22 protein-coding genes and 1 riboswitch are annotated in these 24,113 nt (G+C 32.2%); of the genes, 17 read left to right on the forward strand and 5 right to left on the reverse strand.

Translation table 11 applies throughout. The features are described 5' to 3' along the window. Positions 1 to 31: 31 nt before the first annotated feature. The 5 genes from KA856_RS05570 (at position 32) to ribH (ending at position 5,540) form a co-directional block, all read left to right on the forward strand. Positions 32 to 1,507, forward strand: coding sequence for an FAD/NAD(P)-binding protein (locus KA856_RS05570; RefSeq protein ID WP_107384750.1), 1,476 nt, complete (start codon positions 32 to 34; stop codon positions 1,505 to 1,507). A gap of 398 nt (positions 1,508 to 1,905) precedes the next feature. Then, positions 1,906 to 2,040: riboswitch (FMN riboswitch) on the forward strand. 158 nt (positions 2,041 to 2,198) lie between these two features. Beyond that, positions 2,199 to 3,242: a bifunctional diaminohydroxyphosphoribosylaminopyrimidine deaminase/5-amino-6-(5-phosphoribosylamino)uracil reductase RibD gene (ribD, locus tag KA856_RS05575; RefSeq protein WP_119535995.1), complete on the forward strand. Its 1,044-nt coding sequence runs from the start codon at positions 2,199 to 2,201 to the stop codon at positions 3,240 to 3,242. Positions 3,243 to 3,248: 6 nt separating this feature from the next. Continuing rightward, the gene (gene ribE, locus KA856_RS05580) at positions 3,249 to 3,881 is read left to right on the forward strand and encodes a riboflavin synthase (protein ID WP_107384748.1); all 633 of its coding nucleotides are present in this window, start codon (positions 3,249 to 3,251) and stop codon (positions 3,879 to 3,881) included. Between the two features lie 10 nt (positions 3,882 to 3,891). Further along, positions 3,892 to 5,070, forward strand: coding sequence for a 3,4-dihydroxy-2-butanone-4-phosphate synthase (ribB, locus tag KA856_RS05585; RefSeq protein ID WP_107384747.1), 1,179 nt, complete (start codon positions 3,892 to 3,894; stop codon positions 5,068 to 5,070). An 11-nt stretch (positions 5,071 to 5,081) separates the two neighbouring features. After that, entirely contained in the window at positions 5,082 to 5,540 is a 459-nt protein-coding gene (gene ribH, locus KA856_RS05590) for a 6,7-dimethyl-8-ribityllumazine synthase (protein WP_107384746.1), read from the forward strand. Between the two features lie 280 nt (positions 5,541 to 5,820). Here ribH and KA856_RS05595 read toward each other — a convergent pair whose 3' ends face one another. Beyond that, positions 5,821 to 6,822 carry a proline dehydrogenase family protein gene (locus tag KA856_RS05595; protein WP_107505254.1) on the reverse strand — a complete coding sequence of 334 codons (1,002 nt, stop codon included), beginning with the start codon at positions 6,820 to 6,822 and terminating at the stop codon, positions 5,821 to 5,823. A gap of 267 nt (positions 6,823 to 7,089) precedes the next feature. On the opposite strand from KA856_RS05595, the gene KA856_RS05600 reads away from it, so the two are divergent. The 3 genes from KA856_RS05600 to KA856_RS05610 all read left to right on the forward strand — a co-directional run bounded on the left by KA856_RS05600 (position 7,090) and on the right by KA856_RS05610 (position 9,697). Further along, positions 7,090 to 7,914, forward strand: a complete 825-nt coding sequence (locus tag KA856_RS05600) for an alpha/beta fold hydrolase (protein WP_107505253.1) — start codon at positions 7,090 to 7,092, stop codon at positions 7,912 to 7,914. 276 nt (positions 7,915 to 8,190) lie between these two features. Beyond that, positions 8,191 to 9,147 carry an L-lactate dehydrogenase gene (locus KA856_RS05605; protein WP_107384743.1) on the forward strand — a complete coding sequence of 319 codons (957 nt, stop codon included), beginning with the start codon at positions 8,191 to 8,193 and terminating at the stop codon, positions 9,145 to 9,147. A 148-nt stretch (positions 9,148 to 9,295) separates the two neighbouring features. Then, the gene (locus KA856_RS05610; RefSeq protein WP_019467834.1) at positions 9,296 to 9,697 is read left to right on the forward strand and encodes a transcriptional regulator, SarA/Rot family; all 402 of its coding nucleotides are present in this window, start codon (positions 9,296 to 9,298) and stop codon (positions 9,695 to 9,697) included. A gap of 118 nt (positions 9,698 to 9,815) precedes the next feature. Here the strand turns inward: KA856_RS05610 and mnmM are convergent, their stop codons facing one another. Both mnmM and mnmL read right to left on the reverse strand, forming a co-directional pair. Next, positions 9,816 to 10,376, reverse strand: coding sequence for a tRNA 5-(aminomethyl)-2-thiouridylate-methyltransferase MnmM (mnmM, locus tag KA856_RS05615; RefSeq protein WP_107505197.1), 561 nt, complete (start codon positions 10,374 to 10,376; stop codon positions 9,816 to 9,818). Continuing rightward, entirely contained in the window at positions 10,373 to 11,326 is a 954-nt protein-coding gene (gene mnmL / locus KA856_RS05620; RefSeq protein ID WP_107384741.1) for a tRNA modification radical SAM protein MnmL/YtqA, read from the reverse strand. The genes mnmM and mnmL overlap by 4 nt, the downstream gene beginning before the upstream one ends. 109 nt (positions 11,327 to 11,435) lie before the next feature. On the opposite strand from mnmL, the gene KA856_RS05625 reads away from it, so the two are divergent. The 3 genes from KA856_RS05625 (at position 11,436) to KA856_RS05635 (ending at position 15,815) form a co-directional block, all read left to right on the forward strand. After that, positions 11,436 to 12,605: an MDR family MFS transporter gene (locus KA856_RS05625; RefSeq protein ID WP_107505196.1), complete on the forward strand. Its 1,170-nt coding sequence runs from the start codon at positions 11,436 to 11,438 to the stop codon at positions 12,603 to 12,605. Between the two features lie 462 nt (positions 12,606 to 13,067). After that, the gene (gene leuS / locus KA856_RS05630; RefSeq protein ID WP_210138541.1) at positions 13,068 to 15,482 is read left to right on the forward strand and encodes a leucine--tRNA ligase; all 2,415 of its coding nucleotides are present in this window, start codon (positions 13,068 to 13,070) and stop codon (positions 15,480 to 15,482) included. 21 nt (positions 15,483 to 15,503) lie between these two features. Further along, on the forward strand, positions 15,504 to 15,815 hold the full coding sequence (locus KA856_RS05635) for a rhodanese-like domain-containing protein (RefSeq protein ID WP_019467829.1): 312 nt from the start codon (positions 15,504 to 15,506) through the stop codon (positions 15,813 to 15,815). 156 nt (positions 15,816 to 15,971) lie between these two features. Here the strand turns inward: KA856_RS05635 and KA856_RS05640 are convergent, their stop codons facing one another. Then, positions 15,972 to 16,067, reverse strand: coding sequence for a type I toxin-antitoxin system Fst family toxin (locus KA856_RS05640; protein WP_107385129.1), 96 nt, complete (start codon positions 16,065 to 16,067; stop codon positions 15,972 to 15,974). Between the two features lie 175 nt (positions 16,068 to 16,242). Then, entirely contained in the window at positions 16,243 to 17,502 is a 1,260-nt protein-coding gene (locus KA856_RS05645; RefSeq protein WP_107385128.1) for a BaiN/RdsA family NAD(P)/FAD-dependent oxidoreductase, read from the reverse strand. Positions 17,503 to 17,631: 129 nt separating this feature from the next. On the opposite strand from KA856_RS05645, the gene KA856_RS05650 reads away from it, so the two are divergent. The 6 genes from KA856_RS05650 (at position 17,632) to KA856_RS05675 (ending at position 24,102) form a co-directional block, all read left to right on the forward strand. Then, positions 17,632 to 19,269 carry a putative polysaccharide biosynthesis protein gene (locus tag KA856_RS05650; RefSeq protein ID WP_107385127.1) on the forward strand — a complete coding sequence of 546 codons (1,638 nt, stop codon included), beginning with the start codon at positions 17,632 to 17,634 and terminating at the stop codon, positions 19,267 to 19,269. Next, positions 19,266 to 19,964 (forward strand): pseudouridine synthase, encoded by a 699-nt coding sequence (locus tag KA856_RS05655; protein ID WP_107385126.1) that lies wholly within the window; start codon positions 19,266 to 19,268, stop codon positions 19,962 to 19,964. Before KA856_RS05650 ends, KA856_RS05655 begins: the two co-directional genes overlap by 4 nt. A gap of 15 nt (positions 19,965 to 19,979) precedes the next feature. Next, complete coding sequence (locus KA856_RS05660; RefSeq protein WP_107385125.1) at positions 19,980 to 20,378, forward strand: YtxH domain-containing protein; 399 nt, start codon at positions 19,980 to 19,982, stop codon at positions 20,376 to 20,378. A gap of 222 nt (positions 20,379 to 20,600) precedes the next feature. Beyond that, the gene (gene pepV, locus KA856_RS05665; RefSeq protein ID WP_107385166.1) at positions 20,601 to 22,010 is read left to right on the forward strand and encodes a dipeptidase PepV; all 1,410 of its coding nucleotides are present in this window, start codon (positions 20,601 to 20,603) and stop codon (positions 22,008 to 22,010) included. A 2-nt stretch (positions 22,011 to 22,012) separates the two neighbouring features. Further along, positions 22,013 to 22,858: a D-amino-acid transaminase gene (gene dat / locus KA856_RS05670; protein WP_107504711.1), complete on the forward strand. Its 846-nt coding sequence runs from the start codon at positions 22,013 to 22,015 to the stop codon at positions 22,856 to 22,858. A 452-nt stretch (positions 22,859 to 23,310) separates the two neighbouring features. After that, entirely contained in the window at positions 23,311 to 24,102 is a 792-nt protein-coding gene (locus tag KA856_RS05675; protein WP_182467376.1) for a phosphotransferase family protein, read from the forward strand. Positions 24,103 to 24,113: the final 11 nt, after the last annotated feature.

Below are 24,113 nucleotides of genomic sequence, written 5' to 3' on the forward strand. Positions count from 1 at the left end.
GTATAAATTAATTAAAGTAAGGATGAGTGAAATGCGTTTAGCTATCATTGGTATGGGCACTGCAGGTGTTAGTTTGTTGAAAGAATTGGTAAAATATAAGGAATTCAAACAAATGGAAGTAGACGTTTATGATAATCCTAAAAATATGGGACAAGGCGTGCCGTTTCAAAATGACAGCGACCAATTATTAATCAATTTGCCCGCAAGTCAAATGTCCTTAAATTTGAATAATGAACGGGAATTTTATGAATGGTATCAAGAACAATCCATATTTAAATTTTCTAACCCAGAGTATCTACCTAGATTTATTTTTGGACATTATATGAAAGACTATTTGGAAACTTATCATAATCGCTATAATAATATTCATATGATCAAAGAAGAGGTTTTGGAAGTCTTTATAGAATCTAATATTGGTGATACGCATGTTAAATATGTTGTTTGTACTTCTGAAAATCTAGAGAAACGCCGACGTTATGATATCGTATTTTTAACGATTGGTACGATGTCTTATCATGACCCATATCATTTAAAAGGAACACCAGGTTACATAAAAACACCTTACCCAACATATGACACATTAAATGAGGTTGATAGTACTGATAGAATTGCTATCATTGGAACAGGACTAGCAAGTTTAGATGTAATTCGATTTGTAACGGCACATCATCCAAATTTACCTATTACTGTGACGAGTCGTAAAGGTCATTTACCTAGTGTTAGGGGAGATATGCCAGAAATTCAATTTAAATATCTTACACCAGAAAATTTTAATGAAATCAAAAAAGAATATTTTGGGAATGTACCTTTGGAGGAAGCATTAGCATTATTTAAAAAGGACTGTGAATATTATGATATTCCAGTAGAGAAATTAGTCCACAGAAGACAAGGTGATCCAATTTTAGATTTAACATATGATTTACAACATGCCGATGAGCTAGGGAAATTTCAAAGTATTTTAGAATTAACAAAAGAAAATCTTAATTGGATTTGGAATAGTTTCAGTAGACAGGATCAGAAGATATTTTTAGAAAAATACCAATCTATATTGAAAGAAAATTCAAATCCAATGCCCCCACGTACAGCAAAACTAATTATCGACCATATTGAAAATGGGCAAATTGAAATCAAAAAAGGGTTGGAAGATGTAAAACATGACGGACAGCAGTTTTGTTTTAAATATGAGGATGATTTTAAAGCGATCGATAAATTTGATATTGTTATTAATGCTACTGGTTCAAAATCACATTTATCAGATTTAGATCAAGATGATCAACTAATTCTAAATTTAGAAAATAGACAAGTTGTCCAAGCACACCCACTTGGTGGTATTCAAATCATTCCAGAAACAAATCAAATTATAAGTCCGCGTTACGGTACTTTACAGAACATGTTTGCTTTAGGCCAAGTTACAAATGGGATTAACCAATCACGTAACGGCGTTATGATGATAGTAAAACAAGCCGTTAGTGTAGTAGAAAAATTATTAAACACTAAGCATGATTAATTTTGTAGTGTAGCATTCAAACGAACATTGCTTACATAATTAAGCCGTAAGTGAAATATGTTTTTAAGTGAATATAAATATGCATACATTATGAAGTAAGACTATCGATTTTATATAGCTGGATAAGCGGTTATTTTTATAATTCAAACTAAAAACGAAATCATTTAAATTGTTTTAACGGTTAATTATTTAGGAAATCATTTGGAAAAATATATTTTAAAAATGGTTTTGTAAAAATTGCTTATAAGCATTGCTAATCAAAGGATATAAGAAAGTGGTTGTTTATAAATAAAGCCGACTTAGATAATATGAATTGTTTTTTGTATAAATATATAGTACGATAACGATGTAACTTTCATAAAGTTACTTTGACTCAATCATCAATTACAATTTCATAAATATTCTTTCGGGGCAGGGTGAAATTCCCAACCGGCAGTAAATTAAGCCTGCGACCTGCATTTGTTTTTGACAAGTGTGGCTGATCTAGTGAAATTCTAGAGCCGACAGTATAGTCTGGATGGGAGAAAGAATGAAGTATAACAAAAAAAGCACTTTTTTAGTGTTTATTTAACATACATTTTTCTGAAAATTGGAGAAGTGTATTCAAATTTAAGTAATTTATGTTATATCTAAATACATCCCACACCTGAAATCAATTTCAGGTGTTTTTTTATTATTAAGAGGTGATTATATGAGTCAATATTTAAACTATGCAATCCAATTGGCACAAATGGTTGATGGCCAGACAGGTGTAAATCCGCCAGTAGGTGCAGTTGTAGTAAATCAAGGTAGAATCGTTGGCATCGGTGCACATTTACGAAAAGGTGATAAACATGCTGAAGTGCAAGCTTTAGATATGGCTAAAGAAGCTGCAAATGGAGCAACAATTTATATATCTTTAGAACCTTGCTCACATTATGGTTCAACACCACCATGTGTAAACAAAATTATTGAATTTGGTATTTCAAAAGTTGTTTATGCTGTTAAAGATACGACATTATCGACTAAAGGTGACGATATTTTGCACAATGCTGGAATAAAAGTTGAGTTTCATCATAAGCCAGAGGCTGAAGCATTGTATAAAGACTTTTTTATTACTAAACGACAAGGCGTCCCTGAAGTTACTGTAAAAGTTTCTTGTAGTTTAGATGGTAAACAAGCTACTGATCATGGTGAAAGTAAATGGATTACTAACAAAACTGTTAAACAAGATGTATTTATGCTCAGACATAAACATGATGCAGTTATCACTGGTACTGGTACTTTAAATGCAGACAATCCGCAATATACTACAAGGATTGAAGAAGGTAAGCAACCGATACGTGTGATACTTTCAAAATCTGGCCAGGTAGATTTTACCTTAGACATATTTAAACAACCGGTGACACCAATATGGATTTTTACAGAAAATAAAAATTTAAAAAGTGAAGATACAAATATAGAAATTATATATTGTTCGAATTGCACGATTGAAAATATTTTAAAACAGTTATATCAATATGGGATTGGAAGTGCTTTGGTTGAAGCAGGCCCTACGATTACTTCAGAATTTCTTCAATCTAACTATACGAATGAACTCATCTTATATTATGCCCCGAAAATAATAGGTGGTTCTGGTGATTATCAATTTTTCAAAACAGAAAATGTCTTTAATTTATCAGGCGTACCTCAATTTGAAATTGTAAATTCCAAAATGCTTGAGCAAAATATTAAATTAGAATTGCGAAAGAAGTGAATAACTATGTTTACTGGTATTGTCGAAGAAATAGGCACTATAAAAAAAGTTGCAACACAACAATCCGTTGTTAATTTAACAATTGATTGTAAGACAATTTTATCTGACATGCATATTGGTGATTCTATTAGTGTAAACGGTGTATGTTTAACTGTAATACAATTTGATAATCAGTCATTTTCAGTCCAAGTAATTAAAGGCACTGAGAATAAAACCTATCTGAATCAATTAAATCAAGCTACTGAGGTAAATTTAGAACGAGCAATGAGTGGTACGGGAAGATTTGGTGGCCATTTTGTACTCGGCCACACAGATGAAGTAGCTAGAATCACTAAAATACAAAACTCAGATAATTCTAAAATTGTAACTATTAAACCATCTACTTCTATTATAAATCAAATGGTACAACAAGGTTCAATTACTGTAGATGGCGTAAGTTTGACAGTGTTTCAATTAAGAGATACAGAATTTGATATTCATCTTATACCAGAAACAAGAAGATCAACTATTTTAAATCAAAAACGTGTGGGTGATCCTGTACATATTGAGACAGACATGTTGTTTAAATATGTGGAAAAAATAGTTGGCAATAGCGAAAAAGGTTTAAGTTTAGAAAAACTAAGCGCTTTTGGATTCTAGGAGGGGTAAAATGCAATTAGATAGTATAGAATTAGCACTTGAATCACTTAAAGAAGGTAAAAGTATCATTGTAGTAGATGATGAAAATAGAGAAAATGAAGGCGATTTAGTAGCAGTTACAGAATGGATGTATGATAATACAGTTAATTTTATGGCTAAATATGGTAGAGGGTTAATTTGTGCGCCTATTAGTAAAAAAATAGCTGAAGATTTAGAACTTCATTCAATGGTTAATCATAATTCAGATGTTTATGGTACTCAATTTACTGTAAGTATCGATCATGTTAAAACAACAACAGGTATCAGTGCTGATGAAAGAATGCTCACTGCGAAGGCGTTAATCGATGATAGTACAACAGCAGAAGATTTTAATAAGCCAGGCCATCTATTTCCATTAATAGCTCAAGATGATGGTGTGTTGGCTAGACGTGGTCATACTGAAGCCTCTGTCGACTTAGCTAATCTAACTGGCGCAAAACCTGCGGCACTCATTTGTGAAATAATGAATGATGATGGCACAATGGCAAAAGGTGACGATTTAGAAGCATTTAAAAGTAAACATAATTTGGTAATGATATCTATCGAAGATTTAGAAAAATATAGAAAGCAATCTGTTTCGTCTATTGAAGCTAAAGCGAAAATAAAGATGCCTACTGAATTTGGCGATTTTGACATGTATGGTTTTAGAACGAATGATAACGAGGAAATTGTAGCAATCGCGAATGGTGAAATTAATGAAACAGAGAATGTACGCATACATTCTGCTTGTTTAACTGGAGATATATTCCATAGTCAAAGATGTGATTGCGGTGAACAGCTTGCTGCATCTATGGAATATATTAATGAACATGGAGGCGTTATCCTTTATTTGCCACAAGAAGGCAGAGGAATCGGCTTAATTAATAAATTAAGAGCCTATGAATTGATAGAACAAGGTTATGATACTGTTACAGCAAATATTGCGCTCGGTTTTGATGAAGACTTAAGAGAGTATCGATATGCTGCAGAAATTTTAAAATATTTAGGTATCAAACGTGTAAATTTATTAAGTAATAATCCTAAAAAATTTGGAAGTTTAGAAAATTACGGTATTGATATCGCTAAAAGAATTGAATTAGTGATACCTACAAATCAATATAACCAAGCGTATATGCAAACAAAAAAAGAGAAAATGGGTCATTTAATATAGGAGGAAAAAACATGAATTTTGAAGGTAAATTAATAGGATCAGATTTAAAAGTAGCGATTGTAGTAAGTAGATTTAACGATTTCATTACGAATCGTTTGTTAGACGGTGCTAAAGATACCTTAGTTAGACATGAAGTACCAGCAGAAAATATTGATGTTGCATATGTTCCTGGTGCTTTTGAAATTCCATTAGTAGCTAAAAAATTAGCTCAAAAAAGTGATTATGATGCAGTAATTACTTTAGGATGTGTGATAAGAGGTTCAACGTCACATTATGATTATGTATGTAATGAAGTTGCAAAGGGTGTTTCAAAAGCGAATGATGTTTCGGATACACCAGTTATTTTTGGAATTTTAACTACTGAGAATATCGAGCAAGCTGTAGAACGTGCAGGTACAAAAGCAGGCAACAAAGGTTCTGAAGCAGCGGTAAGTGCTATAGAAATGGCGAATTTATTGAAAGAAATTTAATGTTTGCAGTAGTTATAGAAATAGTACAATTTAAAATTTTAAAAATATGACGTAGTATGAAATATAATTATTTATGCTCAAAATAAGAGAGCTTACCTCTACGGGTGAGCTCTCTTTTAGCTTAATATTTTATGTTTTTGTTCTTATATGCATTTCTGTGGATAAGATTTACTTAGTACGTGTTTGTAATCTTTTATTCACAGTCTTGGTGTTACATTTCATTAATCTAAAATAATGTTTAAAACGATTTTAATTACATACTTTTTAATTTGAAAATTTGTTAGTTTTTAAATTTTTTGTATAACAATCCACTAATTGCTCCAATAGTTGATAATGCTCCAACTACTATCCCAGCTTTTTTCAACACTTCAGGTTTCATAAGTTCTAAAAACATCAGATTTAAATTTTGAGGACGCTCTGCTAATCTTCTCATAAAATAACTAAACCAATCATCACCATATGGCACATAGATACAGAAATGGTTGCCTTCTCGCGCTAATGATTCTGCTAATTCTGAGCGGAAACCATATAACATTTGAAATTCATAGCTATCCTTTTCAATATTGTTGTCTTTAATGAATTGTTTAATATGTGTGATGATAGCATCATCATGTGTAGCAATAGAAGTGACATTTTTCGCATTTAACAGTCGCTTTTTAATTAAGCGTATGTAATTATCGTCAATTTCTTCTTTAGTTTGATAAGCGATGTTTTCATTTTCTTTGTATGCACCTTTAACCATACGTAATCGTAATTCTGGATATTTATCAACGAGTGCATCTGCTTTATATAAATATCCTTGTATAACAGTTCCCACATTTTTAAATTCGCCTTTTAATCGGTCTAAAACTTGAGTAATATCAAATAAGCTATCATATTTTTCAGTGTCTATATTAATATGCATATTACCAAATTCGTTAGCTTTAAGTAATATTTCACGTAAATTGCGATAAGCAAGATCAAGGTCAAATTCAGAACCTAATTGGCTGATTTTAATAGACATGTGACCATCTAAATTATGATTGTAGATAGCATACATCACTTCTAATATTTGATCTTTTGATTGTATTGCTTCACCTTCATTTAAAACAAATTCACCTAGACAATCTACTGTGACAGTAATTCCTTTGTTATTTAAACGTTCAATTGTGTCAACTAATTCTGGAATAGTATTCCCTGCGACTACTTTTCTAGCGCCGAACATAGGTCCTATTTCCTTAGCTGTTTTATTTAAAAAAGGATTGTTAGATAATCCTATAAAAAAATTTTTCACAATTGGCATATTAATTCCTCCCATTCTGCTAATAGCTGTTCTTTCAATAATAGTGTAGCATGAATCGAATATTAATGAAATCGTTTACAATAAAATTTATTACACTAAATATTATATACTACACGATAACATTGACTCACGCTTTAGATACGACATTTAATGATAAAGTTGAAGTAACATATAACGGTAAGATTTATACGTTAAAAATGGAAAAAGTACATCATATTTTGATACAATGTAGTTATTGAAATTATTGTAGAAGGGGAAGTATGGAATATGTGGAAATGGGAAACAGAAAATGAAGCAAAGGGCGTCATTGTAATTGCCCATAACATGCTCGAACATACAGGTAGGTATGCATATGTTATAACAATGCTACGTAGAAATGGTTATCATGTAATCATGGGTGATTTGCCTGGTCAAGGTCAAACGACGCGTGCGAATAAAGGACAAATATCAAACTTTGAAGTATATCATGAGCATGTCCTTGAGTGGATTAGAATAGCTAATGAGTATAAACTGCCGACTTATGTTTTAGGTGTGGGCCTTGGTGGGCTTATCATTTTAAATTTACTTGAAAAAGTGGATGTGCCTATTGAAGGAATAATGTTGATTTCTCCATTGTTAGAATTTAAGAAAAGTAATAAAACTAGAAAAGATAAAATTGTATCGAATGTCGGGAAATTAACAAAAGATACAAGGTTTAAAATAGGTATTACGATTGAAGATTTAACACGAAATGAAGAAGTTATTGAAGAAGCAAAAGAGGATCAACTGATGCTGCAGAAAGTTACTTATCATTGGTATAAACAAGTCATAGAAATCATGAAAGAGACCGTTACACATTTAAAAGATATTAAACCACTTCCTTTATTATTAATGTATGGACTTGAAGATAAAGTTTCAGATGTTTCTACGATGTATTTAATTAAAGAAAAAATTGCAACAGAAGAACTGTATTTTAAAGCCTGGAAAGGATTAAATCATGAAATACATAATGAACCTGAAAGAGATGAAGTAATGCGCTATATTCTAGCATTTCTTAATAATAGTGCCAGTAACATTGGTTTTATTGTACATGATGAAAATGAACCGTCATAATTCGTTTAATAAATGATGAATATCATTTTATGGAAACAAGTAAGTTAACTTAAATCTAATTTATTCAAATTATGACTAAATAATTGCTTATAAAAAGAGTGTATAAATGTGATCTAACGTTGATTTTATTCACACTCTTTTTATTATTAAGAAATAATGTGAAAAAAATCACAATAAACATTGATTTTTAAAATAATAATTGTTATATTTATATTGTGAAAAAAATCACATTAAATTTTAGAAATATTTACTTTGAAATAAAAGGAGCGATTTAACATGAAATTTGAAAAAGGGAATAAAGTAGTTTTAATAGGTGATGGAGCAGTTGGATCAAGTTATGCATTTGCATTAGTTGCACAAGGCTTAGCTGATGAATTAGTAATTATTGATTTAGATGAAGCGAAAGTTAAAGGCGATGTTGCAGATTTAAATCATAGTGCACCATATGGTGATTCACCTGTTAAAGTAAAAGCTGGTAATTATGAAGATTGTGGTAATGCTGATTTAATTGTTATTACTGCAGGAGCTGCGCAAAAGCCAGGTGAAACTAGATTAGATTTAGTAGAAAAAAACACAAAAATATTTAAAGACATTGTCACAAAAATTATGAACACAGGATTTAATGGTATTTTTCTTATAGCAACTAATCCAGTAGATGTATTATCATATGTAACACAAAAAGTTTCAGGCTTACCGAAATCACAAGTTATTGGATCTGGTACGATACTAGATACTGCACGATTTAAATTTGAACTAGCACAAGAATTTGGTGTGTCACCTTGGAGTGTGGACGCACAAATTATTGGTGAACATGGCGATTCTGAATTAGCAGTATGGTCACAAGCTAATATTGCTGGTCAACCAATATACCATGCATTGAAAGATAACCCTGATAAACAACATAGAATAGATGAAATATTTACTAACACAAGAGATGCTGCATATGATATTATCCAATCAAAAGGTGCAACGTATTATGGTATAGCAATGGGCTTAGTTCGTATAACACAAGCTATTTTAAAAAACCAAAATGTAGTATTACCTGTTTCAAGTTACTTAGAAGGTGAGTATAATCAAAATGATATTTATATTGGAGTTCCAACATTAATTAATAGAAATGGCGCAATTAAAGTATATGAAACGCAATTAAATAGTGAAGAAAGTGAAAAGTTTGAAAATTCTGCCATAATTTTGAAAGATATGCAAAATAAAATCAAACAACTAATTGCATAATTCATAATTTAATTTTAAACTGTATATAAGATTAATTTTATTGAAAATATCAAAATTTATTCTGATATGAATAAATTTTGCTTTGAATGATTTTTTGGTAAATTAATTTTACATGTTTAACTTTATATTATGATTGGGGGATATTTCTATGGGGAAGACAATTGCTGATATGGTAGATAGTGTCCTTAGATTGGAACATGTACTTAAAGATATTGAAGATATCTTTGGAAAAGTACAGAAACAATATAAAATGTCAAAAGAAGAAATATTAATTCTTTTAACACTTTGGGAAGAAGGATCAATGACGCTTAAAGAAATGGATAATTATGTGAAAATTAAATCATATAAACGTACAAGAACATATAACGATTTAGTTGAGAAAGCATGGATTATTAAAGAAAGACCCGTTAATGACGAACGTACAGTAATTATACATTTCAATGAGGATTTAAAAGATCAAAGGGAAGAACTTTTAAATTGTTTTAAAGCGGAAATAAACGAAAAATCATCTACTATACAATCTAGTCTTAAATCTATCTTAAAATTATAGGGAATAATTATAGTTACAAAATGACAAGTTAGACTCAAAATAGTAATAGGTAGTTAATATCTATACTAAAATAAAAATGCATCTCCGCTTAAAAGGAGATGCATTTTTATTATATATATTATCTTTTTTCAATTGCACAGATAAATGGTGCATTGTTTTTTTGGTTAATAAATTGATATTGTAATATGTGCGCTTTGTTTTGGTCAAAATGTTGTAGATAATTTAATAATGCATCACGTTCGATTTTACCTTCATCATGCCCATGATATATAACTAGTACTATAATACCTTCTGTCGCTAATATATCAAATATTTCGTCTATCGCTGCTAATGTACTACTAGAGTTTGTTACAATTGATTTGTCACCCTTAGGCAAATACCCTAAATTAAAAATGGCTGCATCAATTTGTCCAATTTCGTTACTTTGTATATATTGCTTTACTTTAGCATGACTATCTTGAATTAAGCGTACATTTTTAAATGCGTCTGTCTTTTTGCTTGTATTTTGAATTGCAATTTCTTGAATATCAAAAGCGTAGACTTTACCATTTGGTACTTGTTGTGCTAGAAATTCGGTATCATTACCATTACCACATGTGGCATCAATAACAATACTATCCTTGTTGATGTGTTGCTGTAGTAGCGTTTTGGAAAATGGTAAAATACGTTCTAGTTTCATGATTTAACCGTCGTTTCATAGTATTTTCCTTGATAAGAATTTCTTCGTGCTAATTCCTCATCAATTTCGTTAAGCACTTCCCATTTGTTGACACTCCACATTGGTCCAACCATCAAGTCAATCGGACCATCACCAGTAATTCGATGAACGATCATTTCTTTTGGTAAAATTTCTAGCTGATCACAAACTAAATTTGTATAATCATCTTGTGACATGAATTCTAGCATACCTTTTTCGTATTGTTTTACCATTGGTGTGCCTTTAAGGAGATGCAATAAGTGTATTTTAATACCTTGGACGTCCATTTGTGCTACTTCTTTAGCTGTTTCCATCATCATGTCATAATCTTCTTCAGGAAGCCCATTAATAATATGTGTACATACATTTATATTATGTTTTCGTAGCTTGGCCACTCCTTCATAATACGTTTTCATGTCATGTGCACGATTGATCAAATCTGAAGTTTTTTGGTGTACTGTCTGTAGACCTAATTCAACCCATAAATAAGTACGTTCATTTAATTCAGCTAAATATTCTACAACATCATCCGGTAAGCAATCAGGCCGCGTTCCAATAGATAATCCGACAACGCCGGGTTCTTTTAATGCAGTTTCGTATTTTTCTCTTAATACTTCTACTGGTGCATGTGTATTAGTAAATGCTTGGAAATAAGCAATATACTGACCTTCATGCCATTTTTCATGCATTCTATCTTTGATTTGTTGAAATTGAACATCTATCGGATCTACACGATTTCCTGCAAAATCTCCACTTCCTGCTGCAGAACAAAATGTACAGCCACCATGTGCAACCGTGCCATCTCTATTTGGACAATCAAATCCTCCGTCAATTGCAACTTTAAAGATTTTTTGTCCAAATTTATTTTTTAAATGATAATTCCAAGTATGATATCGTTTATTCTCGAATGCGTAAGGGAAGAATTGTCCCATATAACATTTTCCTTTCTAAATTCATTCTAGTTAAAGATTTTAACATATTTTAATGATATAGTGTTTAGAGTAAAAACAGAAATTTAAAAAAAGAAGGGAGCTTATGGTTATGAATATGCCAAAATCAGTGTGGTGGTTGGTTATTGGTATGGCATTAAATATCACAGGCTCAAGTTTTTTATGGCCATTAAATACAATATATATGAATGAAGAATTAGATAAAAGTTTAACTATGGCCGGGTTAGTTTTGATGATTAATTCATTTGGCATGGTCATAGGGAATTTACTAGGTGGTAATCTATTTGATAAATTGGGTGGCTATCGAACAATTATGATTGGTACAGTGATCTGCTTAAGTAGTACTACCTTGTTAAATTTTTTTCACGGATGGCCATGGTATGCAGTTTGGTTGGTTTGTCTTGGCTTTGGTGGTGGCATGATTGTACCAGCAATTTACGCACTAGCCGGTGCAATTTGGCCGCAAGGTGGTAGACAAACTTTTAATGCGATATATTTAGCTCAAAATCTAGGGGTGGCGATTGGCGCAGCTTCTGGCGGTTTTGTGGCGGAATTAAGTTTTAATTATATATTTATTGCTAATTTGCTCATGTATATTGCATTTGGCATAGTTGCAATTAGTCAATTTAATATTAAATTGGACGTTAAAGTAAAATCAAATGATGCCATGAGTTTATTAGATAAAGCGTATAGACCTCAATTCATTGCATTAACATTGTTATGCGTGATGTTTAGTATTTGCTGGATTGCTTATATTCAATGGGAAAGTACAATAGCTTCATTTACACAAGAGCTAAATATCTCTATGAGCCAATACAGTTTATTATGGACTGTCAATGGTATCATGATATTAGTAGCACAACCATTAATCATTCCGATAATCAGATTATTAAAAGGTAATCTGAAACATCAAATGTATGTTGGAATAGGTATTTTTATCATATCTTTTTTTGTCACAAGTTTTGCTGAACAATTTTCTGTATTTATGGTAGGTATGATTATATTAACATTGGGAGAAATGTTTGTTTGGCCAGCTGTTCCAACTATCGCAAATCAACTTGCGCCTAATGGGAAAGAAGGTTCATTTCAAGGTTATGTAAATTCTGCAGCGACAGTAGGTAAAGCATTCGGACCACTTATTGGTGGCGTAGTTGTTGATATGTTTAACATGCAAATTATGTTTTTAAGCATGATTTCATTGTTAGTTTTATCACTCGTATTTTTAACATTCTATGATCACAAATTACCAAAAGATATTTAGCATAAAATTGTGGCAATATTGTAGTCAACAATAGTAGATTTAGTTAACTTTTAAACCCAGATAATTGTTGTTATATGATAAAAAGGACAAGTATTGTTAATTCAGCAAGTGATGCTTATTGAATTAACAATATTTTTACGTATTATTTTAATAAATTTATATATGCATTAAGATGAAGCTTGAAAATCAACTTTATACTTGAAATAAAGGGCTTTTTCAAATATCATAAGAAGAGTATAGGAGTAGTAACTTGAAAGCTTTTCCACAGAGAGCTAAGGTTGGTGGAACTTAGCGTGAAGCATCTAGTGAACTTACCAGGACTTAAAATGAATGAATGACATCTCTTACTATTAATTAAAATGAGTGCACATTAAGTGAAACAGGGTGGTACCGCGGTGAAAAATCGTCCCTATTATATAATAGTTTGAGGTGTCTTTTTATTATTGAACAGGAGGAAATGAAGTGAATTACAATCATAATGAAGTTGAAAAAAAATGGCAGGATTATTGGGAAGACTATAAAACATTTAAAACTGAAGATAATTTAGGCCAAAAAAAATTTTATGCACTTGATATGTTCCCTTATCCATCTGGAGCAGGATTACATGTAGGACACCCTGAGGGTTACACAGCTACTGATATTATTTCAAGATACAAACGTATGCAAGGATATAATGTATTACATCCTATGGGTTGGGACGCATTTGGTTTACCAGCTGAACAATATGCGCTAGATACAGGGAATGATCCTCGTGAATTCACTAAACAAAATATCCAAACGTTTAAACGTCAAATTAAAGAGTTAGGATTTAGTTATGATTGGGATCGAGAAGTTAATACAACAGACCCAGAATATTATAAATGGACACAATGGATATTTATCCAATTATATAATAAAGGGCTTGCTTATATAGATGAAGTAGCAGTGAACTGGTGTCCTGCCTTAGGCACTGTATTGTCAAATGAAGAAGTTGTCGACGGTGTTTCTGAACGTGGCGGACACCCTGTTTATAGAAGACCGATGAAACAATGGGTACTTAGAATTACTGAATATGCTGACAGATTACTTGAAGATTTAGATGACTTAGATTGGCCTGAATCTTTAAAAGATATGCAACGAAATTGGATTGGACGTTCAGAAGGTGCATCTATAACATTTAATGTAGAAGATATTAATGATCAAATAGAAGTGTTTACAACACGTCCTGATACTATTTATGGTACTACATTCCTAGTGTTGAGCCCTGAACATGAACTCGTTAACAAAATCACTACATCAGAACATCAAGAAAGTATTGAGAAATACCAACAAGAGGCGGCGATGAAATCAGATTTAGAACGTACTGGACTAGCTAAAGAAAAATCTGGAGTTTTTACTGGAGCGTATGCAATTAATCCTTTATCTGGTGAGAAAACGCCAATTTGGATAGCAGATTATGTCTTATCTTCTTATGGCACAGGAGCAGTTATGGCTGTCCCTAGTGGAGACCAAAGAGACTATGAATTTGCAAAAACTTTTGATTTACCAATTATAGAAATCATTGAAGGTGGAGACATATCTGAAGCAGCTTATGACGGCGATGGACCTCATATTAATTCAGGAGAGTTAAATGGTCTATATAATAATGAAGCGATTGAAAAAGCAATTACATTATTAGAACAAAACAATGCTGGAACTAGAAAAGTTAATTATAAACTGAGAGATTGGTTATTTAGTCGTCAACGTTATTGGGGTGAACCTATTCCTGTAATTCATTGGGAAGATGGGACTATGACGACTGTTCCCGAAGATGAATTACCATTACTTCTACCGGAAACTGACGAAATTAAGCCTTCAGGTACAGGTGAATCACCATTAGCAAATATAGATGCATTTGTTAATGTCGTGGATAAAGAAACTGGAATGAAAGGTCGTCGTGAAACAAATACAATGCCACAATGGGCAGGCAGTTGTTGGTATTATTTACGCTTTATTGATCCAGATAATGAACAGATGTTAGCTGACCCAGAAAGGTTAAAACATTGGTTGCCTGTAGATTTATATATTGGTGGCGTTGAACATGCAGTGTTACACTTGTTATACGCTAGATTTTGGCACAAAGTCTTGTATGATTTAGGTGTAGTACCTACCAAAGAACCATTCCAAAAATTATTTAACCAAGGTATGATTTTAGGTGAAGGTAATGAAAAAATGAGTAAATCTAAAGGTAATGTTATCAATCCAGATGATATTATCAAATCGCATGGTGCTGACACTTTAAGACTATATGAAATGTTCATGGGTCCTCTAGATGCTGCAATTGCTTGGAGTGATAAAGGATTAGATGGTTCAAGACGTTTCTTAGATAGAATTTGGAGACTTTTAATTACAGAAGACGGTTTAATCACAGATAAAGTAGTCAATACTAATAATAAAGCTTTAGATAAAAGTTACCACCAAACTGTGAAAAAAGTTTCGGAAGACTTTGAAACATTAAACTTCAATACGGCAATTAGTCAATTGATGGTCTTCATTAATGATTGTTATAAAGTTGATGAGATTTATAAACCATATATTGAAGGGTTTATTAAAATGTTAGCGCCAATTGCACCTCATATAGGTGAAGAATTATGGGCGCGCTTAGGACATGAAGAGACAATTACTTATCAACCTTGGCCATCATATGATGAAACATTATTAGTCGATGATGAAGTGGAAATTGTCGTTCAAGTAAATGGCAAAGTTCGTGCCAAAATCAATGTTTCTAAGGATATTTCAAAAGAAGAAATGGAAACAGCAGCATTAGGTAATGAAAATATTAAAGCTGAAATAGAAGGCAAAGATATTAAAAAAGTGATTGCGGTACCTCAAAAACTTGTTAATATTGTTGCCAAATAACACAAAAGGGGCGTTTATATTATGGAAACTATTACTATAGATGAATTGAAATCAAAAATTTTAAATTCTAATCCTATTCATATCGTAGATGTGAGAACCGATGAAGAAACAGCAATGGGCGTGATACCAGAAGCGGAAACGATACCTATGGATAAAATTCCTGATAATTTAAATCACTTCAACTCAGAAGATACGTATTATATTATTTGTAAAGTTGGTGGCAGAAGTGCACAAGTCGTTCAGTATTTAGAACGTAATGGCGTTCATGCAGTCAATGTTGAAGGTGGCATGGATGCATGGGGAGATGAAGGTTTAGAAATTAAAAGTATTTAATCTTTAGACAGAGTGAAAATAAGCCGATGATTTTGCATTTTATGCAAATATAGTGTTATAATACGTTTAACAAAGATATCAATACAGATACACCAAACCCCCTCACTATTGCGAGTAGTGAGGGGGTTTTTTGGTGTTAGCTAAGTGTCGCCTATTTTACTTGTCATTACGATTGCGCAGCCAGTACGCAAATAACGTAACGATACAACCACTGATGACAGTAGTCATAATATGAACAAAGATATCAATCACAAAATACACCTCCTCCCTACGTCTATTGACGCCTGAGAGTAGGCGACTTAAATATTATAACATTACGTGTGTCACTCGCATAGAAAGTATCAATCATTAAAATTGATAAATAGTGAATTTGTTTTAAACGTAAGTAGTGGAACTAATAGGTGACAAATTATATAAATTGATATGTTTAACGTTGAAATTTACTTGCATTTGTTCCTGATATATGACCTGTAACTAAAGCACTGGTAATATTATAGCCACCAGTATAACCATGGATATCTAGCAGTTCGCCACACATAAATAATCCCGGAGTTAATTTTGACATCATCGTTTTGGGTTCGATTTCTTTAAGAGAAACGCCTCCTCCAGTTACGAAAGCTTTTTCAATTGATAAAGTTCCATTAACTGTAAACGTAAAGCCTTTAAATAAAGTAATCAATTTATTAAATTGTTCATTAGACATATGATGTGCTGTTAATGTTTCTGAAATATTTGCTAATTCTAACATATATAATAAATAACGTTCTTCGATTAAACCATGTAAGCTATTTTTTACATATTTATCTGGTGTATTCTTTAATAATTCACTTACTTTATCTTCTAATTGTGTAAAGCTTAGTTCTGGAAAAGCGTCTAATTGCATATCAATATCTTGGCGTTTTTGATTTTTTTGTTCCTTATATACAAATTGGCTACATCTTAAAGCGGCAGGGCCACTGATTCCGAAATGAGTGAATATCATATCCATTTGATGTGTAACACGTTTTTTACCATTTTTCTTTAATACAGATAGTGCAACATTTTTTAAGCTCAATCCTTTTAACCTTTTATTATTTATAAAAGGTTCGGATGACGTAATTGGTACTTCAGTCGGGAAAAGTTCTGTAATTGTATGTCCCAAGTGTTCAGCAAATTTGTAACCATCACCAGTTGATCCAGTCTTTGGCACACTCGTACCACCTGTAGCGATAATCAAACTATGACCTTCAACAGTTTGTTGATTATCTAAAAATACTTTGAAAGTCTGTTGTGGTGTATGTTCAATAGCATGCACTGAAGTTTCTTGTTTTACAGTTACATTATTCTTATCAATTGTACGAATTAATGCATCTACAACATCCTGTGCTTTATTAGAAACAGGAAACATACGTCCATGGTCTTCTTCTTTAAGTGCAACACCACGTGATTCAAAAAAGCGAATAATAGATTCATTATCAAATACGGAAAAAGGACTATATAAAAATTTTCCATTTCCTGGTATATTTTTAATTATCTCTTCATATGGTAAACGGTTTGTGACGTTGCAACGTCCGCCACCAGAGATTTTTAATTTGCGACCGAGTCCTTTTTTCTTTTCTATGAGAAGGACTTTATCGCTATGTTGACTTGCGGCAGCAGCCGCCATTAAACCGCTAGGGCCACCGCCAATAATAATTGTTTGGTACATTTGATTGCCTCACTTTACTAAATAGTGTTATTTTATAGTTTATAGTAATATAGTTTTGAAAAAAAGTGTTTATAACGTTATGATTAAAGTTATGATTGTAAAAATTTAATTTGAGATAGGAAGATCTGAATGAGTGAAAGTAAAGAATTAGTTAGGGGTACCTTTTTAATCACCCTTAGTATATTGATTACTAAAGTCTTGGGTGTTATATATATTATTCCTTTTTACTCCATTATTGGTGGAGAAGAAAAATTGGCACCTTTTAACTATGCATATACGCCGTATAATATTGCCATTGCAGTCGCAACTGCTGGTGTGCCATTAGCGGCGTCTAAATATGTGTCTAAATATAATGCTTTAGGCGCTTATAAAGTAAGTGAAAAGTTATATAAATCTAGCTTTATAGTTATGACTATAACAGGATTTATTGGATTTTTCATTTTATATTTATTAGCACCAAGTATCGCCACAATTACTTTAGCACATGAATCTGGTACTAAAGGTGGTTGGTCAGTAGCTGATATTACATGGATTATTAGAATAATCAGTATGGTGGTCATATTCATACCATTACTTGCTACGTGGCGTGGTGTGTTCCAAGGTTATAAATCAATGGGGCCAACTGCGGTCTCAGAAGTCATAGAACAAATCGCACGTATATTATTTATTTTAGTAGGAAGTTATTTAGTACTTAATGTCTTTGGTGGAAGTGTGCTACAAGCCAACGGTATAGCAACATTTGCTGCTGCAATAGGTGCGATAGCAGGGATATTTACATTATGGTATTACTGGAGAAAGAGAAAACCTAACATTGAAAAAATGGTAGCAACGGATACTTCAGATATCACAGTTTCCTATGGAAAAATGTATAAAGAAATTATTTCTTATAGTATCCCATTTGTAATTGTTAGTTTGAATTTCCCACTGTTTAATCTAGTAGATCAGTTTACACATAACGGTGCCTTAGATTTGGCTGGTGTACCAAGCCGTTTACATGACTATTTCTTTACCATTTTAAACATGACGACAAATAAAATAGTGATGATTCCAACGTCTTTATCTGCTGGTTTTGCAGTGAGTTTAATCCCATTTATCACTAAGACGTATGAATCGGGTGAATTAAAAGAAATGCACAGACAAATCAGAACATCTTTAGGGGTTCTAATGTATATTACAGTCCCAGCAAGTCTGGGTATTATGGCCTTAGCTTTACCATTATATACTGTCTTTTATAGTTACAATGTCGATGGTAGTCAATTGTTATTTTATTATGCACCTGTGGCAATTTTAATAGGATTATTGAGTGTGACAGCATCTATGCTACAAGGCATTGATAAACAAAAATTAACAGTGTTTGTAATTTTAGCGGCAGTAGTATTAAAAGTAATACTAAACACGCCATTGATTATGGCTTTCCATACTGCCGGAGCAATTTTAAGTACGGCAATAGCATTGCTATTTGCTGTTATCTGTAATTTTTATATACTTAAAAAATATGCTAATTTTGATTTCTCAGAAACATGGCTACATTTTGGTAAAATTTTCTTATACGGCTTCTTAATGATGGTCGTAGTTGAATTATCATCATTTTTATTACAAATGGTTATTTCACCACAAACTAAATTTGGCGCTTTAGCAATTTTAATTATTAGTGTCATTATAGGTATGATTGTTTACGGTGGAATTACGATGAAGACAAAACTGGCCGATCAATTTTTAGGAGATATTCCAAATAAACTTAGACGTAAATTAGGTCTTATAAAATGAGATTAGATAAATTTTTAGCTAATATGGGTGTCGGAACGCGTACAGAAGTTAAACAGTTATTGAAAAAAGGTACGATTACAGTTAATAATAAAATAGAAAAATCTCCTAAAAAGCAAATAGACCCAGAAAATGATGTAGTTCAAAAAAACAATGAAACGATTCATTATATAGATAAAGTCTATCTAATGTTAAATAAGCCTAAAGGCTATGTATCTGCAACAGAGGATGACCAACATCAAACAGTTGTAGACTTGGTTGAACCATATCGGTTTTTAGAAGTTTTTCCAGTGGGGCGATTAGATAAAGACACTGAGGGTTTGTTATTAATTACGAATGATGGAACTTTTAATCATGAACTAATGAGCCCTGCTAAGCATGTTTCTAAAACATATGAGGTAATTTCTAAAAAAAATATTACAAATAATGATATAAAATCATTTAAAATGGGTATTGAATTGAATGAGGGTTTGGCGAAGCCTGCAACTTTAGTAAAAAGTGATGAGGCATATAAATCATTTGTCACAATTTATGAAGGAAGATATCATCAAGTTAAGCGTATGTTTCATGCTATAGATAATGAAGTTCTGGAATTGAAACGTATTAGCATTGGTGAACTAAAACTGGATGAATCTTTAGAACCGGGTGAATATCGCCACTTAACTCAAATAGATTTTAAACAATTAGGATTAAAATAATAAAGAGGTGTTATTATGTCAAAATTATTAAAAGCAATTATAGGTGTTGGAGGCGCAGCTGCTGCAGTTGTTCTTTCTAAAAAAGAGAATAGAGATAAATTAAAGGATGAATATAGTAAATATAAATCAAATCCTGAGTCCTATAAGCAAAACGCAAAAGACATCGCTAGTCAAATCAGTTCAAAAGCCAATGAAACTTATAATGAAGTAAAACAAGACCCTAAAGGTTATGCTTCAAAAGTAAAACAAGATCCTAAAGGTTTCATTAACGAACAAAAAGATCGTTTTAAAGGCGAATCTGAAGAAGAAGAACATGTTGAAGAAGCGAGATTTACTGATGAAGGTGCAGCTGATCCTTCAAATAATCTTCGCGTCGTTACTGAAGAAGAACTCAAAAACAATAAAAACAAATAAGCAATTATTAATTTAGTTTTTTAACCTAGTTCATAGTTTTGAACTAGGTTTTTTTATATTAATACAGATTTTGAAAGACATGTATGTGAAAGGCTTCAATCTGTTTTTCAATTAATTATACAGTGAATTTTTTTAAAATAATAATCACATCTCACTGTAGTTTCTGTACTACTTCATGTAAAATATTAAATATATAAGTATTAAAAAGGAAGTTGATGCTAAATGTGGAAAGATAAAGTGAAAGAATACGAAACAGATATTATAAACGATTTAAATGGCTTATTATCTATTGAAAGTGTGAGAGACGATAATAAAATTTCTTCAGAAAATCCGGTTGGACCTGGACCACGTAAGGCATTAGATTATATGTATGGTATTGCTGAACGTGATGGATTTAACACGCATGATGTTGAACATATTGCAGGACGTATTGAAGCTGGTGAAGGCGAAGATGTTATGGGAATTTTATGTCATGTTGATGTAGTGCCGGCTGGCGATGGTTGGGATTCTAATCCTTTCGATCCTGTTGTAACTGAAGATAAGATTATTGCAAGAGGTACCCTTGATGATAAAGGGCCAACAATAGCAGCATATTATGCAGTGAAAATATTGAACGATATGAAGGTCAATTGGAAAAAACGTATACATATCATTATAGGCACTGATGAAGAGTCAGATTGGCAATGTACAGAGCGTTATTTTAAAACTGAAGAAATGCCAACTTTAGGCTTTGCACCTGATGCTGAATTCCCAGCAATACATGGTGAAAAAGGTATAAGTACATTTGATGTGGTTCAAAATGACAAAGCAGAGGATAAAGATGAGCCAGAATACGAACTTATTTCTTTTGCATCCGGTCAGCGCTATAACATGGTGCCTGATGAAGCAATTGCTAAACTTGCAGTTAAAGAAAACATGACTGACGTCATTCAAAAATTTGAACAGTTTTTATCTGATAATAATATTGATGGTGAAAGTATCGTTGATAGCGGTGTATTAGTACTTAAGGTTTATGGTAAAGCTGTACATGGTATGGATCCATCTATTGGTGTGAATGCAGGGTTATACTTATTGAATTTCTTAGCCAAATTAAATTTAGATAAAACTGCTGAAAATTTCACTCAATTTAGTGAACAGTATTTATTCAACTCTCATTTCGGTGAAAAAATGGGGATGAAATTCCATACAGATGTCATGGGAGATGTAACTACAAATATTGGTATCATTTCATACGATAATCAAAATGGTGGCCGATTTGGTATTAACTTAAGATATCCGCAAGGTTTTGAATTTGAAGAAGCCATGACTCGTTTTAAAGGTGAGATTCAACAACTTGGATTTTCTATTGAATTAGGTAAAAACCAAACACCTCACTATGTGGATAAAAATGATCCTTTCGTGCAAACGTTAGTGACAGCATATCGTAATCAAACTGGTGACCAAACCGAACCTTACACAATAGGTGGTGGAACATACGCACGTAATTTAGATAAAGGTGTTGCCTTTGGAGCTATGTTTAATGACTCCGAAGATTTAATGCATCAAAAAAATGAGTATATTACGAAAAAGCAATTATTTAATGCAACTAGTATTTATTTAGAAGCTTTATATGCACTATGCGTGGAGGAATGATGATGACAAAAGTACTTATTAATGAACATTTAGTAGATGAACAAGATGCAAAAGTACCATACAATGATCGAGGTTACGTATTTGGTGACGGGATATATGAATATATTAGAACATATAATAATAATATTTTTACTGCTAAACCCCATTTTGAAAGGCTTATAAGAAGTGCTAAAGAAATAGGTTTAGAATTGAAATACAATGTGGATGAACTTACTGAATTAATTCAAGAATTATTAGCAGCGAATGGCGTTGTTAATGGCGGCGTTTATATTCAAGTTACGCGTGGAGCAGCACCTCGTGACCATGCTTTTCCAACACCATCAGTAGAAGCTAATGTGATGGCATTTACCAAAACTTATGAACGTCCATACAAGTTATTAGAAGAAGGTATTAATGCGATAACAACTGAGGATATTCGTTGGTTAAGATGTGATATTAAAAGCTTGAATTTACTTGGAAATGTATTGGCTAAAGAGCGTGCAGTAAAATATAATGCGCAAGAAGCTATTCAACACAGAGGTGACATTGTTACTGAGGGATCATCAAGCAATGTATATGCTATTAAAGCAGGCGAAATCTATACACATCCAGTAAACAATTATATATTGAATGGTATTACGCGAATGGTTATAAAAGATATTGCCGAAGAAAAAGGTATACCATTTAATGAAGGTACATTTACTGTAGACTTTTTAAGAAACGCGGATGAAATTATTGTGTCTAGTACTTCTATTGAAGTGATGCCAGTCGTTAAATTAGATGGCGAACAAGTAGGAGACGGAGCAGTCGGTCCAGTAACGAAATCATTACAAGAAGGATTTAATAGTTACATTGACACAGATAGTTAATATTTTCCATAAAAGGAAATAAAATGTAACATCTATAAAAGCTAAATTATGTTATAATGCTAACTGAGCCGATTTAAAAAATTACAGAAAAATACTGTAGTAAAATGTGACTTTTTGTTTCTCATTATTGGTTGAAATAAATCTCTAAACATTATAAAATCTTCTATGAGACTTGAAATTGAGACTTGAAATTTCATAAAAAACTAAAGGAATTTTTCAAAAAAATACTGTTACGAGATCATGTATGATATGATGTTAAAGTTATTATTAATCTCGATACAGTATTTCATATTTAAATATGAAAACTTGATTCTATGGGACAAAATGATAGTCATAATTAAATGACTGTGATATAGAGTTTAAAGTTTATAAGTGTATTAGAAAATGATTATATTTGGCTCTCGAAATCTGTTTTCTTGAGCCATTTTCTAATTGAAAGTGAGGTGAACGTGTTGGAGCAGTTTTATCAATTAGGATGGACACTTGATTCAGCAGGTGGTGCATCTGGAGAAGCATATATGGCTGAACAAGATGGGCAGAAATTGTTTTTAAAACGAAATTCAAACCCATTTATTGCAGCCTTGTCTGCTGAAGGTATTGTACCTAAGCTTGTATGGACGAAACGAATAGAGACTGGGGAAGTCGTAACAGCGCAACATTGGAAAAATGGCAGAGAGCTAACTTTCAATGAGATGTATGAACAACGAGTGGCTAATTTATTGAAAAAAATACATAGTTCAAAAACACTTTTGAATATGTTGAAACGTATGGAAATGTATCCTATTACGCCTGATATTTTGTTAAATAAAATAAATGCCTCATTATCTAGAGAAGTGTTAACGCATCATGTAGTGCGAAAAGCACTAACTTATTTAGAAGATCATATGCCAAGTCTTGACCCTAGATTTTTTACAGTTGTCCATGGAGATGTCAATCACAATAATTGGTTGTTGTCTGACCACGATGAATTATTTTTAGTGGATTGGGAAGGTGCAATGATTGCGGATCCAGCAATTGATTTAGGCATGCTGCTATACAATTACGTTCCTGAAAATAAATGGCCTCAGTGGTTAAATGATTACGGTACGAAAGATTCTATAGACTTGCAAAAGAGGATGAAGTGGTATACTGCTGTCCAGTCTATTGGAATGGTACAGTGGTATGAAGAACAAAAACGCTATAAAGATATGAATATGTGGCTGAAGTTCTTAAATGAAGTAATGAATAACAATGCATTTATATAAGGAGTTATCAA

Origin of the sequence: Staphylococcus sp. GDB9P120P, from assembly GCF_017893435.1 — a bacterium.
Lineage (GTDB): Bacteria > Bacillota > Bacilli > Staphylococcales > Staphylococcaceae > Staphylococcus > Staphylococcus cohnii.

Bases quoted from the DNA above. Each gene is read 5' to 3' on its own strand.
- KA856_RS05570 (WP_107384750.1), top strand. From the start codon at position 32: ATGCGTTTAGCTATCATTGGTATGGGCACTGCAGGTGTTAGTTTGTTG.
- dat (WP_107504711.1), top strand. From the start codon at position 22,013: ATGACAAAAGTACTTATTAATGAACATTTAGTAGATGAACAAGATGCA.
- ribD (WP_119535995.1), top strand. From the start codon at position 2,199: ATGAGTCAATATTTAAACTATGCAATCCAATTGGCACAAATGGTTGAT.
- KA856_RS05650 (WP_107385127.1), top strand. From the start codon at position 17,632: ATGAGTGAAAGTAAAGAATTAGTTAGGGGTACCTTTTTAATCACCCTT.
- pepV (WP_107385166.1), top strand. From the start codon at position 20,601: ATGTGGAAAGATAAAGTGAAAGAATACGAAACAGATATTATAAACGAT.
- KA856_RS05595 (WP_107505254.1), bottom strand. From the start codon at position 6,822: ATGCCAATTGTGAAAAATTTTTTTATAGGATTATCTAACAATCCTTTT.
- KA856_RS05610 (WP_019467834.1), top strand. From the start codon at position 9,296: ATGGGGAAGACAATTGCTGATATGGTAGATAGTGTCCTTAGATTGGAA.
- ribB (WP_107384747.1), top strand. From the start codon at position 3,892: ATGCAATTAGATAGTATAGAATTAGCACTTGAATCACTTAAAGAAGGT.
- mnmM (WP_107505197.1), bottom strand. From the start codon at position 10,376: ATGAAACTAGAACGTATTTTACCATTTTCCAAAACGCTACTACAGCAA.
- KA856_RS05605 (WP_107384743.1), top strand. From the start codon at position 8,191: ATGAAATTTGAAAAAGGGAATAAAGTAGTTTTAATAGGTGATGGAGCA.
- ribH (WP_107384746.1), top strand. From the start codon at position 5,082: ATGAATTTTGAAGGTAAATTAATAGGATCAGATTTAAAAGTAGCGATT.
- ribE (WP_107384748.1), top strand. From the start codon at position 3,249: ATGTTTACTGGTATTGTCGAAGAAATAGGCACTATAAAAAAAGTTGCA.
- KA856_RS05635 (WP_019467829.1), top strand. From the start codon at position 15,504: ATGGAAACTATTACTATAGATGAATTGAAATCAAAAATTTTAAATTCT.
- KA856_RS05625 (WP_107505196.1), top strand. From the start codon at position 11,436: ATGAATATGCCAAAATCAGTGTGGTGGTTGGTTATTGGTATGGCATTA.
- KA856_RS05600 (WP_107505253.1), top strand. From the start codon at position 7,090: ATGTGGAAATGGGAAACAGAAAATGAAGCAAAGGGCGTCATTGTAATT.
- KA856_RS05655 (WP_107385126.1), top strand. From the start codon at position 19,266: ATGAGATTAGATAAATTTTTAGCTAATATGGGTGTCGGAACGCGTACA.
- KA856_RS05660 (WP_107385125.1), top strand. From the start codon at position 19,980: ATGTCAAAATTATTAAAAGCAATTATAGGTGTTGGAGGCGCAGCTGCT.
- KA856_RS05645 (WP_107385128.1), bottom strand. From the start codon at position 17,502: ATGTACCAAACAATTATTATTGGCGGTGGCCCTAGCGGTTTAATGGCG.
- mnmL (WP_107384741.1), bottom strand. From the start codon at position 11,326: ATGGGACAATTCTTCCCTTACGCATTCGAGAATAAACGATATCATACT.